At 71.8% G+C, this 16,957-nt stretch carries 11 protein-coding genes; 7 read left to right on the top strand and 4 right to left on the bottom strand.

All coding sequences use genetic code 11. The annotated features are described in order from the left end of the window. Nucleotides 1-411 precede the first annotated feature (411 nt). Nucleotides 412-3,969 (top strand): ABC transporter ATP-binding protein, encoded by a 3,558-nt coding sequence (locus tag V6U86_RS24550; RefSeq protein WP_334506920.1) that lies wholly within the window; start codon nucleotides 412-414, stop codon nucleotides 3,967-3,969. A 49-nt stretch (nucleotides 3,970-4,018) separates the two neighbouring features. On the opposite strand, the gene V6U86_RS24545 is transcribed toward V6U86_RS24550, so the two are convergent. The 4 genes from V6U86_RS24545 to V6U86_RS24530 form a co-directional block, all read right to left on the bottom strand. Then, nucleotides 4,019-5,086: an NADH:flavin oxidoreductase/NADH oxidase gene (locus V6U86_RS24545; protein ID WP_334506918.1), complete on the bottom strand. Its 1,068-nt coding sequence runs from the start codon at nucleotides 5,084-5,086 to the stop codon at nucleotides 4,019-4,021. Between the two features lie 76 nt (nucleotides 5,087-5,162). Next, nucleotides 5,163-6,455 carry a dicarboxylate/amino acid:cation symporter gene (locus V6U86_RS24540; protein WP_334506937.1) on the bottom strand — a complete coding sequence of 431 codons (1,293 nt, stop codon included), beginning with the start codon at nucleotides 6,453-6,455 and terminating at the stop codon, nucleotides 5,163-5,165. A gap of 150 nt (nucleotides 6,456-6,605) precedes the next feature. After that, nucleotides 6,606-7,322 carry a DUF998 domain-containing protein gene (locus V6U86_RS24535; RefSeq protein WP_334506916.1) on the bottom strand — a complete coding sequence of 239 codons (717 nt, stop codon included), beginning with the start codon at nucleotides 7,320-7,322 and terminating at the stop codon, nucleotides 6,606-6,608. Then, a complete protein-coding gene (locus V6U86_RS24530) occupies nucleotides 7,315-8,280 on the bottom strand; it encodes a glutathione S-transferase family protein (RefSeq protein ID WP_334506914.1) in 966 nt (321 codons plus the stop codon). The genes V6U86_RS24535 and V6U86_RS24530 overlap by 8 nt, the downstream gene beginning before the upstream one ends. A 107-nt stretch (nucleotides 8,281-8,387) precedes the next feature. Between V6U86_RS24530 and pcaF the strand changes: the two genes are divergently transcribed. From pcaF to V6U86_RS24500, 6 genes are all read left to right on the top strand, one after another. Then, nucleotides 8,388-9,593 carry a 3-oxoadipyl-CoA thiolase gene (gene pcaF / locus V6U86_RS24525; RefSeq protein WP_334506912.1) on the top strand — a complete coding sequence of 402 codons (1,206 nt, stop codon included), beginning with the start codon at nucleotides 8,388-8,390 and terminating at the stop codon, nucleotides 9,591-9,593. A 108-nt stretch (nucleotides 9,594-9,701) separates the two neighbouring features. Further along, a complete protein-coding gene (locus tag V6U86_RS24520; RefSeq protein WP_334506910.1) occupies nucleotides 9,702-10,514 on the top strand; it encodes an SAM-dependent methyltransferase in 813 nt (270 codons plus the stop codon). Nucleotides 10,515-10,681: 167 nt separating this feature from the next. Continuing rightward, a complete protein-coding gene (locus tag V6U86_RS24515; protein ID WP_334506935.1) occupies nucleotides 10,682-12,820 on the top strand; it encodes a putative bifunctional diguanylate cyclase/phosphodiesterase in 2,139 nt (712 codons plus the stop codon). A gap of 46 nt (nucleotides 12,821-12,866) precedes the next feature. Further along, nucleotides 12,867-13,367, top strand: a complete 501-nt coding sequence (locus V6U86_RS24510) for a DUF456 domain-containing protein (RefSeq protein ID WP_334506908.1) — start codon at nucleotides 12,867-12,869, stop codon at nucleotides 13,365-13,367. A gap of 412 nt (nucleotides 13,368-13,779) precedes the next feature. Further along, the gene (locus V6U86_RS24505) at nucleotides 13,780-15,366 is read left to right on the top strand and encodes an amino acid permease (protein WP_334506906.1); all 1,587 of its coding nucleotides are present in this window, start codon (nucleotides 13,780-13,782) and stop codon (nucleotides 15,364-15,366) included. Between the two features lie 115 nt (nucleotides 15,367-15,481). Beyond that, the gene (locus tag V6U86_RS24500; RefSeq protein WP_334506904.1) at nucleotides 15,482-16,846 is read left to right on the top strand and encodes a glutamine synthetase family protein; all 1,365 of its coding nucleotides are present in this window, start codon (nucleotides 15,482-15,484) and stop codon (nucleotides 16,844-16,846) included. The last annotated feature ends 111 nt before the right edge of the window (nucleotides 16,847-16,957 follow it).

The raw sequence follows: 16,957 nt of genomic DNA, 5'->3' as shown, positions 1-16,957 counted from the left end.
AACCACCCACACGCCACCGGGCCTACGGCATCGAACCGCCCCTCACGAGGGCGATCCACTCGGCTTCACGGAAACCGATACATCCAGGACGCCCGGACAACCCCGACTTCACGAAGGTCGACGGATCGAGGAGGGTTTGAGCGGGCCCCCGGCGGACCAGATCGCGTCAAATCGGACAACATGCCCCACCCGGCAGACACCGGATTCGGGCGCGGCCGGCTCTGACCCGAGAACCGCTGGCCCCGGTGCCCCGGTCTGGTTGATCAATCGGGTGGCGCGGCCGTGGCCACGGCATCGAGAACGGTTGCTGGAACGGGCGGAGTCCCTGCTCAGGGCCGGAAAATCGGTTGAGTCGACGGGTTGGTGCCGGCAGGCTGAGGTCTCCGCCACCCACGTCCCGGAGGACTTTCCATGCGCCTGCTCCGTGATCTGTGGGGCACCTCGACTCGCCGTATGACGATCGTGGCCGTTTTGATCGTGTTGGGCGCTGCGGGGCAGGCGGGCGCGTCGGCGCTGGCCGGCGCGGTGCTGGTGCATCGTTCGACGGGTTTCTTCGCCGTGCTGGCCGCAGCCCTGGTCGCCGTGGTCCTCAGCGACCTCGCGGTGAGTCTGCTGATGGCCGGCCTGACCGCCGACTGGTCCGCCGACGTGCGTCGCCGGCTTTGTCGCGTCGCTCTCGGGCAGGACCTGCCCACCCTGGAGACCACCCCGGTGGGTGAGCTGCTGGATCGCATCGACGGGGACGTCTATCAGGTGGCGTCGGCGGTTCGTAACCAGGGCACCCGGCTCGCCCAGGGCCTCTGCGTCGGCGTGTTGTCGATGGTGGTGGCGCTGGTCGTGTGGTGGCCGGCCGGGATCGCGATGCTGCTGCTCACGGTGGTGCTCGCGATCGGACTGCGCCGGCCCACGGCGCGGATCGGCCCGGCCCGGATGGCCGAGGAGGAGGCGTGGTCCGACCTGGCCGCCGTGATGGAGGAGGCGGTGCACGGCCAGGACGACGTACGCACCAGTTTGGCTCGGCCGTACGTGCTGCGGTTGTACGCGCGGCGGGCTGCTGCCGTGCTGTCCCGGGGCGGGGTGGTCTGGGTGCTGTCCGCCCGGGTGGCGACGGTGGCCACCGCGACGATCCGGGCTGGCATCGGCGCGGTGGTGCTCGGCGGGGCGTGGGCGTTGGCCACCGACCGGATCGACGCTGCCCGGCTCACCGCCATCTGGCTGCTCGCCCTGGCCTTCGGTGCGACCGCGGAACACGTCAGCCGGATGGTGCCCGAGATCCAGGAGGCTCTCGGCGCGTGGGCGCGGGTGCAGTTGCTCTACAAGGCCCGGCAGGAACCGGTCGGCGGGGCCAGCCCGAGCGACGGCGACCTGCGCATCCGGGACCTGACATTCGGGTACGGGGAGAGTGACCGGGGGGCCGCGCTGCGCGGGCTCAGCCTCACCTTCGCCCGTGGTCGCTCGTACGCGCTGATCGGACGGACCGGTTCGGGCAAGTCGACGCTGGCGAAGGTGCTCACCCGGGCGGTCGACGTGCCGCCGGGCACGGTCTTCCTTGGCGGTACCGACCTGTGCGACCTCGACGTCGAGCAACTGCGCCGCTGGGTGGCGCTGGTGCCACAGCGCACCGAGATCCTGGCCGGCACGCTCGCCGAGAACGTCGCTCTCTTCGACCCGGAGTTGCTCGACGCGGCGGCTCGGGCGCTCGACGAGTTGGGCCTGGCCGGTTGGATCGCCGAGCTTCCGGACGGGTTGGCGACCCGGCTGGGGGAGGGCGGGCACGTGCTCTCCGCCGGTCAGGAGCAGTTGGTGGCGTTCGCCCGGATCCTGGTCCGGGAGCCGCACGTGGTGATCCTCGACGAGGCCACCGCGCGCCTGGACCCGGTCACCGAGGCGCGGGTGCAGCGCGCCACCGAACGACTGCTGCGCGACCGGATCGGCATCGTCATCGCGCACCGACTCTCCTCGGTGCGCCGTTGTGACGAGGTGGTCGTGCTGGCCGACGGCGCGGTGGTCGAGGCCGGTCCGCTGGAGACGTCGACGCGCTTCGCGGAACTGTTGGCGACCAGCCACGCCGCCGCGTACGCCACGGTGGCGCCGGCCGGTCGCGGCGGTGTCGGCACCGATCTGCTGGTCGGCCCCGGCCCGGCCGACGCCTGGCCGAGCGAGCCGGCGCCCGCCGGGGTCGCGCCGACGGAGCAGGTCGAGCACGTCGAGCCGATGAAGCAGGTCGAGCCGGTCGAGCCGAAGAAGCAGGTCGCGCCGAACCGGGCCGACCCGCCGCGACTGCCGCCGGTGCCGCCGGCCCGGACGCTGCGGGAGATCTTCCGGCTCTGCACCAACGATCCCCGGTACGGCGCGGCGGCGATCGTGCTGTTCCTCGGCCTCAGCCTGCTCGGGCTGGACGGCCCGGTGCTGCCCTGGCTCTGGGCCGACCTGGTCGACGGGACCGGCAACCCGTACCTGCCGGCGTTGGGGATCGTCGCCGGGCTGCTGATCACGTTGCCGCTGCCGTTCTACACCCATGTCTGGTTCCCGCAGTGGTGGGTGCGGCAGATGCTGCGGATCGGCCTTCGCCTGGTGCACGGCCAGACCGGGCCGCGCCGGGTCAGCTCACACACCCCCGCCGAGGTGGTGGCGCAGGGTGGGGACACCGAGCGGGTGGTCCAGCTCGCCGACAACGTGCTGGACCAGACCGTCGCGCTGGTGCTCGTGGTCGCCATGACGGCGGTCACCGGCAGCGTCGTACCCGGGCTGTTCTTCCTCGGCACGATGGTCGTCTCCGGGCTGGCCGCGACGTTGTTCGGGCCGAAGCTGGAACGTGCGGCCCGTGCGACGGTGGCGGCGCGGGCCGCGTTCGCCACGGCGCTGGTCTCCGCGCTTTCCGCGGCGCGGACGGTGAAGCTCGCCGGTGCGACCACGGCGGTGCTGCGTCACCTGGCGAGCCTGGACGTGCTGCGCAGCGACCGGCAGCGGCGGGAGATCTCGGTGCAGGTGTGGGCGCGTTCCACGCCGTCGATGGCTAGCGGGCTGTTGCCGATCGGCGCCTGGGCGCTCTACCTCAACGGTTCGCTCTCCGCGGGGGCGGTGCTGGTGGCGGTCTCCACGTTGGGCGCGGCCCGCTGGTTCGCCTGGACCACGGCGTCGTTGATCTCGCAGCTCCCGTCGGCGCGGGTCTGGACCCGGCGCACGGTGGCGATGACCGGGGTGAGCACGTACTCGGCGGGGGTGCCGGAGGTCGACCTGACCGCCGGGACGGCGCCCGCGCCGACCATGCCGCCGCGGCATCCGCTGCGCCGGCTGGAGCTGCGCGGCTTCGGAGTGGTGCACTCCGACGGCACGGTGGCCGTCCGGGACGTGGACCTGACCGTGCAGCGGGGGCAGTTGGTGCTTGTCGTCGGGCCGGTGGGGTCGGGCAAGTCGTCGTTGCTGCGCGGGTTGGCCGGGATCGTGCACCACACCGGCGAGCTGGCCTGGAACGGTGACCCGGTCACCGAGCCGGAGCTGTTCCTGCGCCCCAACCAGGTCGGTTACGTCGGTCAGTTGCCCCGGGTGCTCTCCGGCACGGTGGCCGACAACATCGCCCTCGGGCACCAGGTGGACGCCGCCGGGGCGGTCAGCACCGCCCAGCTCGACCATGACCTGGCCGCCGCCGGCGGTGGGCTGGGCCTGCTCATCGGGCACAAGGGCACCCGGCTCTCCGGTGGGCAGTTGCAGCGGTTGGCGTTGGCCCGGGCGCTGGCCCCGCGTACCGAGCTGTTGGTCGCCGACGACGTGTCGTCGGCGCTGGACGTCACCACCGAGCTGGCGCTGTGGCAGGCGTTGCGCGGCCACGGGGTGACAGTGGTCGGCTCGACCGCGAAGCGCGCCGCGTTGGTCCGGGCCGACCACGTGGTGGTGCTGCTCGGCGGCACGGTGGCGGCCCAGGGCAGCTGGCAGGAGCTGGAGGGCGACTGGTCGCACCTGGCCGGTTGAGCGACGGTCGGGCGGCCGCTCACACGGCGGCCGCCCGACCGGACGGGGATCAGGCGGCGCGGGCGTACTGGGCGGGCCCGGAGTAGGCGACGCCGAGCTTCGCGGCGGCCCGGCGCGGCCAGTACGGGTCGCGCAGCAACTCCCGGCCCAGCAGCACCAGGTCGGCTTCGCCGCTGGCGACGATCTGCTCGGCGTGCTCAGGCTCCACGATCAGGCCCACCGCGCCGGTCGGCACGCCAGCCTCGCGGCGGATCTGGGCGGCGAGCGGCACCTGGTAGCCGGGGCCGAGCGGGATGCGCTGGTCCACGCTCACGCCGCCGGAGGACGCGTCGACCAGGTCGACGCCGATGCCGGCCAGCTCACCCGCGAGCACCACGCTGTCGTCGATCGTCCAGCCGCCCTCGACCCAGTCGGTGGCGGAGATCCGGGTCAGCACCGGCACGTCCTCGCCGACCGCGGCCCGTACCGCGCGGGCCACCTCAAGGGTGAGTCGCATCCGGGCGGCCCGGTCGCCGCCGTAGGAGTCGGTGCGCTTGTTGGTCAGCGGCGAGAGGAATTCGTTGAGCAGGTAGCCGTGGGCGGCGTGGATCTCGACGGCGGCGAAGCCGGCGTCCAACGCGCGTTCGGCTCCGGCCGCGAATGCCTCGACCACACGGGCGATGCCGGCCTCGTCGAGGCTGGTCGGCGTCCGGTAGTCGGCGGTGAACGGCTCCGAGCCGGGTGCGACGGGCGTCCAGCCGCCCTCGGCGTCCGGCACGCCACCGCTCTCCGGCGCCCACGGCCGGTAGGTGGAGGCCTTGAAGCCGGCGTGCGCGAGTTGCACGGCCGGCACCGCGCCGTGGGCGGCGACGAACGCGGTCACCGGCCGCCAGGCGTCGACGTGCGCGCCCGACCAGAGGCCGGTGTCCTGCGGGCTGATCCGGCCCTCGGGGAGTACGGCGGTCGCCTCGGTCAGCACCAGGCCGGCGCCGCCGACCGCGCGACTGCCGAGGTGGATCAGGTGCCAGTCGGTGGGCAGACCGTCGGGGCCTGCGGAGTACTGGCACATGGGTGCCATGGCGATCCGGTTGGGCAGTGTGACGCCACGCAGGGCCAGGGGGGTGAACAGGGAGCTCATGGGGGACATCCTCTCGAAACGGCAACGGCGACGGGCCCCCGGGGAGAGGGGCCCGTCGCCGTACCGGGTGATGTGGTCAGGCAGGAACAGGGGTCAGGTCGGGCCGGGTGTCGGCGACCGGCTCCGGCTCGGTCAGGTCACGCCGGCCGGCGGACTCGTACGCGGCGCGGTCGAGGATGCCCTCGCGGGCGGCGACCACGGTCGGCACGAGTGCCTGACCTGCGACGTTGGTGGCGGTGCGGATCATGTCCAGGATCGGGTCGATGGCCAGCAGCAGGCCGGCGCCGGCCAGCGGCAGGCCCAGCGTGCTGAGGGTCAGGGTGAGCATCACGATCGCGCCGGTCAGGCCGGCGGTGGCCGCCGAGCCGACCACCGAGACGAAGGCGATCAGCAGGTAGTCGCCGATGCCGAGGTGCACGCCGAACACCTGGGCCACGAAGATCGCGGCGAGGGCCGGGTAGATGGCGGCGCAGCCGTCCATCTTCGTGGTGGCGCCGAAGGGCACCGCGAACGAGGCGTACTCGCGGGGCACGCCGAGTCGCTCGACGGAGCGCTGGGTCACCGGCATGGTGCCGACCGAGGAACGGGACACGAAGGCCAGCTCGATCGCCGGCCAGGCGCCGGCGAAGAAGCGCAGCGGGTTGAGGCGGCCGGCGAGGATCAGGACCAGCGGGTAGACCACGAACAGCACGATGGCGCAGCCGACGTAGACGGCGGTGGTGAACTTCGCGAGGGGGGCGAGCAGGTCCCAGCCGTACGAGGCGACGGCGTTGCCGATCAGGCCGAGGGTGCCGATCGGGGCGAGCCGGATGACCCACCAGAGCGCCTTCTGGACGATCTCCAGCAGGGAGCGGTTCAGCGCCACGAACGGTTCGGCGGCCTCGCCGACCAGCAGGGCGGCGGCGCCGATGACGACGGCGAGGAAGACAATCTGGAGGACGTTGCCCTCGACGAACGCGCCGACCGGGTTGGTGGGCACGATGCCGGTGAGGAAGTCGGTCCACGAGCCGGTCTTCTTCGGCGCGGCGGCGCCACCAAGGTCCAGGGTCACGCCCCTACCCGGGTTGGTGAGCAGGCCGAGGCCGATGCCGATGCTCACCGCGATCAGCGCGGTGATGCCGAACCACATGAGGGTCTTGAGGGCGAGCCGGGCGGCGTTGGCGACGCCGCGCAGGCTGACCACGCTGACCACGATGGCGGTGAAGACCAGTGGCGGCACGGCCAGCTTGAGGAGCTGGACGAAGAGGCTGCCGACGGTGTGCAGGGTGGTGGTCAGCCAGCTCAGGTCGTTGGTGCGGGCCAGGAAGCCCAGCGCGACACCGAGAGCGAGGCCGAGCAGGATCTGCATGGAGAAGGGAATTTTGCGCAGGCTGAAGGGCATGTTCTATCCATTTGTCCGGTCTGATTCAGGGCAGGCGTAGGAACGCGGCTAGCCCGGACAGATGCCACTGGCCTGCAGTCGGAGATCGACATACAGGCGGACAGTGAGGCCCCAGACATTGGTCATCGTTCGCCGACGTTACGCCGATTTCCGCTCATCGGAAGGAGCGGTCGGCGTGAGGCTCCTTACAGTGGGTGAACTTTCCGCTGCCAGGGCCAGTGCGGTGGCGGTGGCCACACCCCACAGCACGGCGAGCGCGAGGATCAGCCGCTCCAGCACGCCCACGAACGTGCCCCGACCGAGGACGAGCATTGCCAGCCCCACGGCGGCGCAGAGCGGCAGGGTCAACGCGGCGGCCGGGCCGGCCAGTCGGCGTACCGCCGGGCCCGCCGGCCCGGACACGGCGAGCGTGACCATGGCGAAGACCACCGCCGCGGTCGCCGCGATGCTCGCGCCGCCGTGCACCAGGTCCGCCGTCGTCGCCCGCTCGAACGGCGGCAGTGGGCAGCCGTCGGAGCAGGTCACCGCCCCGGACACAGCGGTGAACACGGCCCCGGTGGCGAGCAGCGCCGGGGCCGCCCACACCCCGGGGGGCAACGCCGCGCCGATCAGCAGCAGCGCGGTGGCAAGAGCGAGGATCCCGATCCGGTACGTCAGGGCGTGCGCGCTGCCGGCGATGCCCGCCTCGCTGACGTACCCGGTGAGACCGGGACCGGGACCGGCGACCACGGCGAGCGTCACCGCCACCGCGCCGGCCAGGGCGCAGCCGGCAGCGGCGGACCCAGCGACCCGGCGGGCGACGTCGGCGCGGACCGTCGGCGCGGTCGTGGTGCCGGGCCGACCCGGCTCAACCACGCCCGTGCGGCGTGCCCCAGCCGGACTCGTCCGGCCCGAGCGGCACGATCCCGGTCGGGTTGATCTCCCGGTGCGTGCCGTAGTAGTGCCGTTTGATGTGGTCGAAGTCCACCGTCTCGCCGAAGCCCGGCGTCTGGAACAGGTCCCGGGCGTACGCCCAGAGCACCGGCATCTCGGTCAGCTTGTTGCGGTTGCACTTGAAGTGCCCGTGGTACGCGGCGTCGAAGCGGACCAGCGTGGTGAACAGCCGTACGTCCGCCTCGGTGATCGCGTCGCCCATCAGGTAGCGCTGCCCGGCCAGTCGCTCGGAGAGCGCGTCCAGCCGGGCGAAGAGCGCCCGAAACGCCTCGTCGTACGCCTCCTGGGAGGTGGCGAACCCGCACCGGTAGACGCCGTTGTTCACGTCGGTGTGGATCTCGGCCATCAGCGTGTCCATCTCGGTGCGCAGTGCCTCCGGGTAGAGGTCCGGCGCTCCCGCACGGTGCAGCGACCGCCACTGCGTGGAGAAGTCGAGGGTGAGCTGCGGATAGTCGTTGGTGACCACCCGGCCGGTCAGGGTGTCGACGAGCGCCGGCACTGTCACCCGGCCGGTGTAGTCCGGGTCGGTGGCCAGGTACGCCTCGGAGAGGAAGCTCACGCCGAGGACCGGGTCGAAGCCGTCCGGGTCGAGGGCGAACGCCCAGCCCCGCTCGTCCCGGATCGGGTCGACGGTGCCCAGCGAGATCGCGTCGTCCAGCCCGAGCAGGCCGCGCACGATCCTCGCCCGGTGCGCCCAGGGGCAGGCGCGGCACCAGATCAGCCGGTAGCGGCCGGCCTCCAGTGGCCAGCGGTCCTGCTCGTCCGGGCCGCCGCCGGGTGGGGAGGTCGAGTCGGCGGTGACCCGACCGGTGAACCGGTTCGGCTGGCGGACGAACGCACCACCGCCGCTGGTCTCTGCGCTGAACTGGGGCCGGGCCATGCCGTCAACCTATCCGCTGCCGGCGCGGATATCCTGGCGGCCGGCAGCCCTCGCGACCCGGTGGGCGTGCCCCACCCCCCGCCGTCTGCACCCCCTAAGGACTCGCGATGACCGTGGCATACCTGGTGGCCGGTGTCCGTACCCCGATCGGCCGGTACGCCGGCGCGCTGGCCGGCGTCCGTCCTGACGACCTGGCCGCGCACGTGATCCGTGAGTTGGTTGCCCGCCACCCGTCGGTGGACTGGTCGGCGGTCGACGACGTGGTGCTCGGCTGCGCCAACCAGGCCGGCGAGGACAACCGCAACGTCGCCCGGATGGCGGCGCTGCTGGCCGGCCTGCCACAGGAGGTGCCGGGCAGCACGGTCAACCGGCTCTGCGGCTCCGGCCTGGACGCCCTCGCGACCGCCGCCCGATCCATCGTGGCCGGGGACGCGGACCTGGTGGTCGCCGGCGGGGTGGAGAGCATGAGCCGGGCGCCGTTCGTCATGCCGAAGGCGACATCGGCGTACTCCCGCTCGGCGGAGGTGTACGACACCACCCTGGGCTGGCGGTTGGTGAACCCGCTGATGCGTGACGGGTGGGGGGTCGACTCGATGCCGGAGACGGCGGAGAACGTGGCCGCCGAGTACGGCGTCAGCCGGGCCGAGCAGGACGCCTTCGCGTACCGCTCGCAGCAGCGTGCCGCCAAGGCGCAGGCCGACGGCCGCTTCGCCGAGGAGATCGTGGCGGTGTCCGTGCCGGCCGGTCGTCGGGAGACCCGGTTGGTCGAGGTCGACGAGCACCCCCGGGAGACCACGCTTGCGAAGCTGGCCGCGCTGCCCACCCCGTTCCGCGACGGCGGCACTGTCACCGCCGGTAACTCGTCGGGCGTCAACGACGGCGCGGTCGCGCTGCTGGTGGCCAGCGAGGCGGCGGTTTCCCGGTACGGCCTGACTCCGCTGGCCCGGATCGTCGGTGCGGCGGCGGCCGGCGTGCCGCCCCGGATCATGGGGATCGGCCCGGTGCCGGCCACCCGTAAGTTGCTCGACCGCGTCGGCGTCGAGTTGGGCGCTGTGGACGTGGTGGAGCTGAACGAGGCGTTCGCCGCGCAGTCCGTGGCGGTGCTTCGCGAGCTGGGGTTGCCGGTGGATGCCGACCACGTCAACCCGAACGGTGGGGCCATCGCGCTGGGGCACCCGCTCGGTGCCAGCGGCGCGCGGCTGGCGCTGACCGCCGCGCTGGAGTTGCGCCGTCGCGGTGGCCGTCGGGCTCTGGCCACCATGTGCATCGGCGTTGGTCAAGGCATCTCGCTGTTGCTGGAGTCAGCCGCCTAGAGTGGTCCACACCACACGACCCGCGGGTCGACCGGTGCGCGCGTGCCCGTGGCACGCCCATCCGCCGGTGCCGTCCCGCGCCGCGGCGATGAACTGGGGAGCACACTGATGCCGGACGGACTGCCGACCGAGATCGATCTGACCAGGCCGAGCGCGGCCCGGGTTTACGACTACTTCCTGGGTGGGGCCCACAACTTCGAGATCGACCGGCAGCTGGCCGAACAGATCGCCAGCATGACCCCGAATCTCGCCGCCACCATGCGGTCCGGTCGGGAGTTCCTCCGTCGGGCCGTCCGGGTGCTGCTCGACGCCGGCATCGATCAGTTTCTCGACATCGGCTCCGGGATTCCCACTGTGGGCAACGTGCACGAGGTGGCGCAGGGGGTTAACCCCAAGGCCCGCGTGGTGTATGTCGACATCGACCCGGTGGCCGTCGCGCACAGCCGGGAGTTGCTCGCCGGCAACGAGTTGACCGGGGTCATCCACGCCGACCTGCGTGAGCCGGAGCTGATCCTCGCCGAGACCCGCAAGCTCGGGCTGATCGACTTCAGTCGACCGATGGGCATCCTGCTGGCCGGGGTGGTGCACTTCATCCCGGACGCCGACCGTCCCGAGGCGATCATGGCCACCCTGCGGGAGGTCGCCGCGCCGGGCAGCTTCCTGGTCATCTCGCATTCCACCTTCGAGGACCAGCCGCAGGAGATGCTGGACGCCCAGCGCCTCTCCGCCCGCACCGCCACCGAGATCACCCTGCGCTCCCGGGCGCAGGTCACCGGCTTCTTCGGTGACTGGACCGTCCTGGAACCGGGCGTGGTGCACATGCCGCTCTGGCGGCCCGACTCACCGTCCGACGTGGACGAGCACCCGGAGCGGTTCGGCGCCTTCGGGGGCGTCGCCCGGTACGACCAGCCCGCCGGCTGATCGGAGTGGCCGCCGTCCCGGACCCCACCGGGGTCGATGCGGGCCGGGACCCCACCGGGGTCGGTGCGGGCCGGGACCCCGGCGGGGTCGGTGTCGGCCGGGACCCCGGCGGGGTGGATGCCGGCCGGGACCCCGCCGGGGTCGATGCCGGCCGGGACCCCGCCGGGGTGGATGTCCGTCGGGCCGACGCCCAGGGGTACGCCACCGACTGGGCCCGCGCGGTGCGCCGTCTCGGGTTCGTGCCGCTGAGCCTGGCCGAGACCGAGCGGCTGCTGCTGGCGCACACGATCCGGCTGGCCCGTGCGGTACGGGCGGAGCCGTTCAGCGCCCGCCCGGCCGAGGAGGTCGGGCGGGCCCTGGTGGAGGCGCACCTCACCGAGCCACAGGCCCTGGAGTGGACGTTGCACGCGCTCGGTGCGACCTTCGCGCGTCGGGTCCTGGGCGACGGCGACCGGCCGGCGGATCTCGCCGACCGGATCGCGGCGGTGCAGGGCGGTCTGGCCGCCGGGTTCGCCCGCGCCCTGCGCGACCGCACCTTCAGCCAGCAGGAGCGGATCGCCCGGTCGGCCTGGCAGGCGCGTGACGAGGTCGAGCAGGCGCTGCGCGAGAGCGAGGCCCGGTTCCGGGCGGTGTTCACCGGCGCCGCGATCGGGATCGGGATCGCCGATGTGGATGGCCGGATCATCGACGTCAACCAGGCGTTCGCCGACATGCTCGGCTACTCGATCGAGGAGTTGCGCGAGATCAACGTGGTGGCGCTGTTCCACGCCGACGACGCCGCCGGGATGTGGGAGCTCTACCAGGAGCTGATTGAGGGCAAACACGACGCGGCCCGGGTGGAGAAGCGCTACCACCGTAAGGACGGCAGCGTGGTCTGGACGGATCTCGCCGTCTCGCTGATCCGCCACGAGAGCCGGCCCCGGTTCACCGTCGCGATGATCGAGGACATCACCGAGCGGTACGAACTCCAGCAGCGGCTGCGCTTCCAGGCGTTGCACGACCCGCTGACCGGGCTGCCCAACCGGACGCTGTTCTTCGAGACGTTGGGGCGGGTGCTCGACACCGCGGGCGTGGGGCAGCGGGTCGGGGTGTGCTTCCTCGACCTGGACGGCTTCAAGGCGATCAACGACAGTCTCGGCCACGACCTCGGTGACCGGCTGCTGGTGATGATCGGCCGGAGGCTGGCCGCGTGCGTGGCCGACCACGGCCACCTGGTCGCCCGGATGGGGGGCGACGAGTTCGTGATCCTGGTCGACGGAGGGAACGACACCGACGACCCGGTCGCCGTCGCCGAGGCGGCGCTGGCCGCCGTCGCGGCCCCGGTCCACGTCGGTGATCACCAGTTGGCCGTCTCGGCCAGTGTGGGCATCGTGCAGTGCCCCGCCTCGGAGACCACCGCGTCGGAGCTGATGAAGGCCGCCGACACCACGCTCTACTGGGCCAAGGCGGCGGGGCGGGGCCGGTGGGCCGTCTACGACCCCGAGCGCGGCGCCCGGGACATCGCCCGCTCGGCGCTGGTCGCCGGGCTGCCCGCCGCACTGGACCGGGGCGAGTTCGTGTTGCACTACCAGCCGATCGTGTCGCTGCTGGAGGGCACAATGCTCGCGGTGGAGGCGCTGGTCCGTTGGGAGCACCCGGAGCTGGGCCTGATCGGGCCGGACCGGTTCATCGGCCTGGCCGAGGAGACCGGCCTGATCGTCCGGCTCGGCGAGTGGGTGCTGCGGCGGGCCTGCGCGGACGCCGAACGGTGGTGGCGGGAGTTCCCGGACGCCAGGCTGGTGGTCAGCGTCAACCTGGCCGCGCGGCAGGCCGACGAACCGGCCATCGTGGACACGGTGGCCGACGCGTTGCGGACGAGCAGGCTGCCCGCGGAGCTGCTCCAACTGGAGCTGACCGAGAGCGCCGTGATGGGCAGCGCCGGTGAACCCCTGCGTAGCCTGCATCGGCTCGCGGCGCTCGGCGTCCGGCTGGCCGTGGACGACTTCGGCACCGGATACTCCAACCTTGCGTACCTGCGCCGGTTGCCGATCCACTGCCTGAAGCTCGCCGGCCCGTTCGTCGAGGGCATCCGAGCGGACGGGACCGATGTGGCCGCCGACCACCGCGACGAGCGGATCGTCGACGCGTTGGTCCGGTTGGCGCACGCCCTGGAGCTGTGGGTCACGGCCGAGGCGGTGGAGACCGGCGTGCAGGCCGAGCGGCTGCGGGCGCTGCGCTGCGACACCGGGCAGGGCCGGTACTTTGGCGCCCCGGCCCCGGCCGACGCGATCACCGCCCGACTGCGCGGCGGCGGAGTGGCGGCGTGAGCGGGGTTCCGGTTCGGTCTGGAAGGTGGCGGCGGAAGGTGGCGGCGTGGACCTGACGGATTCGCAGACTGTGGTGACCGTGGTGGCCGGGCTGGCGATCCTGGCAGGGTTGGCCGGCGTGGTGGTGCCCGGCCTGCCGGCGCTGCCGCTGTGCTGGGGTGGCGTGCTGCTCTGGGCCGTGTTCGGCGGCGCCGGCCTGGGTGGCTGGGCGGTGTTCGCTGCCGTCACCCTGGTCGCCGCAGGCGGCGCCGTGATCAAGTACGCGTGGCCCGGCCGGAATCTGAAGCGCACCGGTGTGCCGACGTCCACGCTGCTCGCCGGCGGGGTGCTCGGCATCGTCGGGTTCTTCGTGGTGCCGTTCGTCGGGTTGGTGCTGGGCTTCGTGGCCGGGGTGTGGGCGGCGGAACGGCTGCGGTTGGGCAGCAACCAGCTAGCCTGGCCCTCCACCGTGCAGGCCCTGAAGGCCGCCGGTCTGTCGATGCTTGTGGAACTCCTGGCCGGCCTGCTCATCGCAGCCCTCTGGGTAGCCGGCCTCCTCCTGACCTGACCGCACCACCCCTGCTCCGCGATCTTGCACTTGCTGTCCCGACACAACGGGCATCACCGCTGATATCGACAACCGAAACTGCAAGATCGGCGGGGGCGGGGGCGGGGGCGGGGGCGGGGGCGGGGCGGGGCGGGGGGCGGGGGGAGGGGGCGCGGGGCACTGTCGGGTACGGCGGATCGCCGTACGTGAGAGAGAGGCGTGCCCCGCGCCACCGTGATCGGGCGGTCCGAGCGCCCGGGGTGGGCCCTGATCGGGCCTGGTCACCGGTCCAGGATGCGGGCCGGGGCGGCCGGACGGCAACGCAATTAGCTCGGTGGCGGTGAGATTCCCACCGACTACGTATTGACCACCTTGATCGGCCGGGTCGACACTTTGCCCACTCGCACGCGGAACCACCTCAGGGAGGTGTGCAGTGGCCACGACGCCCGTGCCGACCGCCGAGCAACCGATGGACGACGACGCCCGACGGCTCGCTGAACTCGGCTACAAACAGGAGTTGCGCCGCAAGTGGAGTGGTTTCTCCAACTTCGCCATCTCCTTCTCGATCATCTCGATCCTGGCAGGTTGCTTCACCACCTTCGGTCAGGCGTGGAACAACGGCGGGCCGGTCGCCATCTCCTGGGGCTGGCCGCTGATCTCGCTGTTCATCCTGATCATCGGCTTCTGCATGGCCGAGCTGGTGTCGGCATACCCGACCGCGGGTGGCATCTACTGGTGGGCGGCCACCATGGGCCGCCCGGTGCACGGTTGGTTCACCGGCTGGCTGAACCTGATCGGTCTGGTGGCGGTCACCGCCTCGGTCGACTACGGCTGTGCGACGTTCCTCAACCTCACCCTGTCGGCGCTCTTCGACGGCTGGGCCGGGACGCTGCGGCAGGCGTTCGTCCTGTTCGTGATCATCCTGGTGTTGCACGGGCTGATCAACATCTTCGGGCACCGGATCATCGACGTACTCCAGAACGTCTCGGTCTGGTGGCACGTGGCCGGCGCGGCCGTCGTGGTGGCCATCCTGGTCTTCGTGCCCGACAACCACCAGAGCTTCCAGTTCGTGTTCACCGAGCGGTTCAACAACTCCGGCTTCGGTGACGGCGACATCGGCGGGCTGACGTTCTGGTTCTACGTGCTGCCGCTGGGTTTCCTGCTGACCCAGTACACGATCACCGGCTTCGACGCCTGCGCGCACGTCTCGGAGGAGACCCGGGGCGCATCACAGGCAGCGGCCCGCGGGCTCTGGCAGTCGATCTTCTACTCGGCGGTTGGCGGCTGGATCCTGCTGCTGGCGTTCCTCTTCGCGGCCACCGACGTCGAGGCGGTCAACGAGGCGGGCGGGTTCTCCGGTGCCATCTTCGAGTCGGCGCTGACCCCGGTCTTCTTCAAGATCGTCATCATCATCTCCACCATCGGCCAGTTCTTCTGCGGCATGAGCTGCGTGACCTCGATGAGCCGCATGGCGTACGCGTTCAGCCGGGACCGGGCGGTGCCCGGATGGCGGCTCTGGTCGACTGTCGACCGCAACGGCACCCCGGTCAACGCCATCATCGGCGCCACCCTGGCTGGCCTGGTGCTGACCCTGCCGGCGCTCTACGAGAGCTCCGCCGGCATCCCGATCGCCTTCTACGCGGTGGTCTCGGTGGCGGTGCTCGGGCTCTACCTGTCGTTCCTCATTCCGATCGCGCTCCGACTGCGGATGGGCGACCGGTTCGTGCCCGGGCCCTGGACGCTCGGCCGCAGGTACAAGCTGCTCGGCTGGATCGCGGTGATCGAGATCGCGGTCATCGCCGTCTACTTCGTACTGCCGATCGTGCCGGCCGGGGTGCCCGGCAACGACAGCTTCACCTGGTCGGCGGTCAACTATGCGCCGCTGGCGGTCGGAGGGGTGCTGCTGGTGGTCGCCGTCTGGTGGTACGCCTCGGCCCGCAAGTGGTTCACCGGCCCGGTTCGTACCGTCGAGCAACCCACGCCGGCGGCCGATTCGACGCCGGTCGACGGCCCGGCCTGATCAGCGCCCGGCGGGACGGGCTCCGCTGCCGTCCCGCCGGGTTTGCCACCCTCGCCGCCGGGGGCATTGACGGTGATCCGGTTTGCCAGTAGACCTTGGTGATGGAGGCCCGCGAATGAGGAAAGCACCGCTCACGCTGGAACAACTGCGGGTCGCCGTCGCCGAGGGTGAGATCGACACCGTGGTGCTGGCCCTCGTCGACATGCAGGGTCGCCTCCAGGGCAAACGGTTCCACGCGCCCTTCTTTCTCGATCAGGTGGCCGAGCACGGCAGCGAGGGCTGCAACTACCTGCTCGCCGTCGACGTCGACATGAACACGGTCGACGGGTACGCGATGTCGAGCTGGGAACGCGGCTACGGCGACTTCGCGATGGTGCCGGATTTCGCCACGCTGCGCCGGATGCCGTGGCAGCCGGGCTCCGCGTTGCTGCTGGCCGACCTGACCTGGCTCGGCGGCTCCGGTGACGTGGTCGCCTCGCCCCGGCAGATCCTGCGCCGGCAACTGGAGCGGCTGGCCGAGCGCGGGTTGACCGCGTACGCCGGCACCGAGTTGGAGTTCGTGCTGTTCCGCGACTCGTACGAGGACGCCTGGCGGCGCGGCTACCGCGACCTCACCCCGGCCAACCAGTACAACGTCGACTACTCGCTGCTCGGCACCGCTCGGGTGGAGCCGCTGCTGCGCCGGATCCGCACCGAGATGGCCGGTGCCGGGCTCACGCCGGAAAGCGCCAAGGGTGAGTGCAACCTCGGCCAGCACGAGATCGCCTTCCGCTACGACGAGGCGGTGGCCTGCGCCGACCACCACGTCATCTACAAGAACGGAGCCAAGGAGATCGCCGCCCAGGAGGGCATGGCGATCACCTTCATGGCCAAGCCGAACGAGCGGGAGGGCAACTCCTGCCACATCCACTTCTCGTTGCGAGACACCAGCGGTGACTCGGCGATGCTCGGCGACGGGCCGGCGCAGCTGTCGCAGACCGGGCAGCGGGTGCTCGCCGGGCTGCTCGCCACGATGCGCGAGTTCAGCCTGCTCTTCGCCCCGAACATCAACTCCTACAAGCGGTACCAGCCGGGCTCGTTCGCGCCGACGGCGCTGCGCTGGGGGGTGGACAACCGCACCTGCGCGCTGCGGGTGGTCGGGCATGGGCAGGGCATGCGGGTGGAGAACCGGGTGCCCGGCGCCGACGTCAACCCGTACCTGGCGATCGCCGGGCTGGTCGCCGGCGCGCTGCACGGCATCGACCAGGAGTTGGAGCTGGGCCCGGAGTGCGCCGGCAACGCCTACGACGACCCGGAGGCCGAGCGCGTCCCCACCACGTTGCGCGACGCCCTGGCCCTGTGGGAGGGCTCGCCGGTGGCCCGAGGTGCCTTCGGCGAAGAGGTGGTGGCCCACTACGCCAACCAGGCGAGGGTCGAGCTGAAGGCGTATGACGCCGCGGTGACGGACTGGGAGCTGACCCGTGGCTTCGAACGCCTGTGACCCCGAGCCGCCCACCGCCGCGATCTTGCACTTTCTGTCGTTGGTTCGGGATAACTCGCGGCTTTTGTCGGCACAGAAAGTGCAAGATCGCGGGGACTGGGCGAGGGACGG

Origin of the sequence: Micromonospora sp. CPCC 205558 (assembly GCF_036902955.1) — a bacterium.
GTDB lineage: Bacteria > Actinomycetota > Actinomycetes > Mycobacteriales > Micromonosporaceae > Micromonospora.
The sequence above is the reverse complement of the archived record's forward strand: the minus strand, read 5'-3'. Positions and strand labels throughout refer to the sequence as shown.

Coding starts and splice junctions, on each gene's coding strand:
- V6U86_RS24520 (WP_334506910.1), top strand. CDS start 9,702: ATGCCGGACGGACTGCCGACCGAGATCGATCTGACCAGGCCGAGCGCG.
- V6U86_RS24530 (WP_334506914.1), bottom strand. CDS start 8,280: ATGGCCCGGCCCCAGTTCAGCGCAGAGACCAGCGGCGGTGGTGCGTTC.
- V6U86_RS24550 (WP_334506920.1), top strand. CDS start 412: ATGCGCCTGCTCCGTGATCTGTGGGGCACCTCGACTCGCCGTATGACG.
- pcaF (WP_334506912.1), top strand. CDS start 8,388: ATGACCGTGGCATACCTGGTGGCCGGTGTCCGTACCCCGATCGGCCGG.
- V6U86_RS24500 (WP_334506904.1), top strand. CDS start 15,482: ATGAGGAAAGCACCGCTCACGCTGGAACAACTGCGGGTCGCCGTCGCC.
- V6U86_RS24545 (WP_334506918.1), bottom strand. CDS start 5,086: ATGAGCTCCCTGTTCACCCCCCTGGCCCTGCGTGGCGTCACACTGCCC.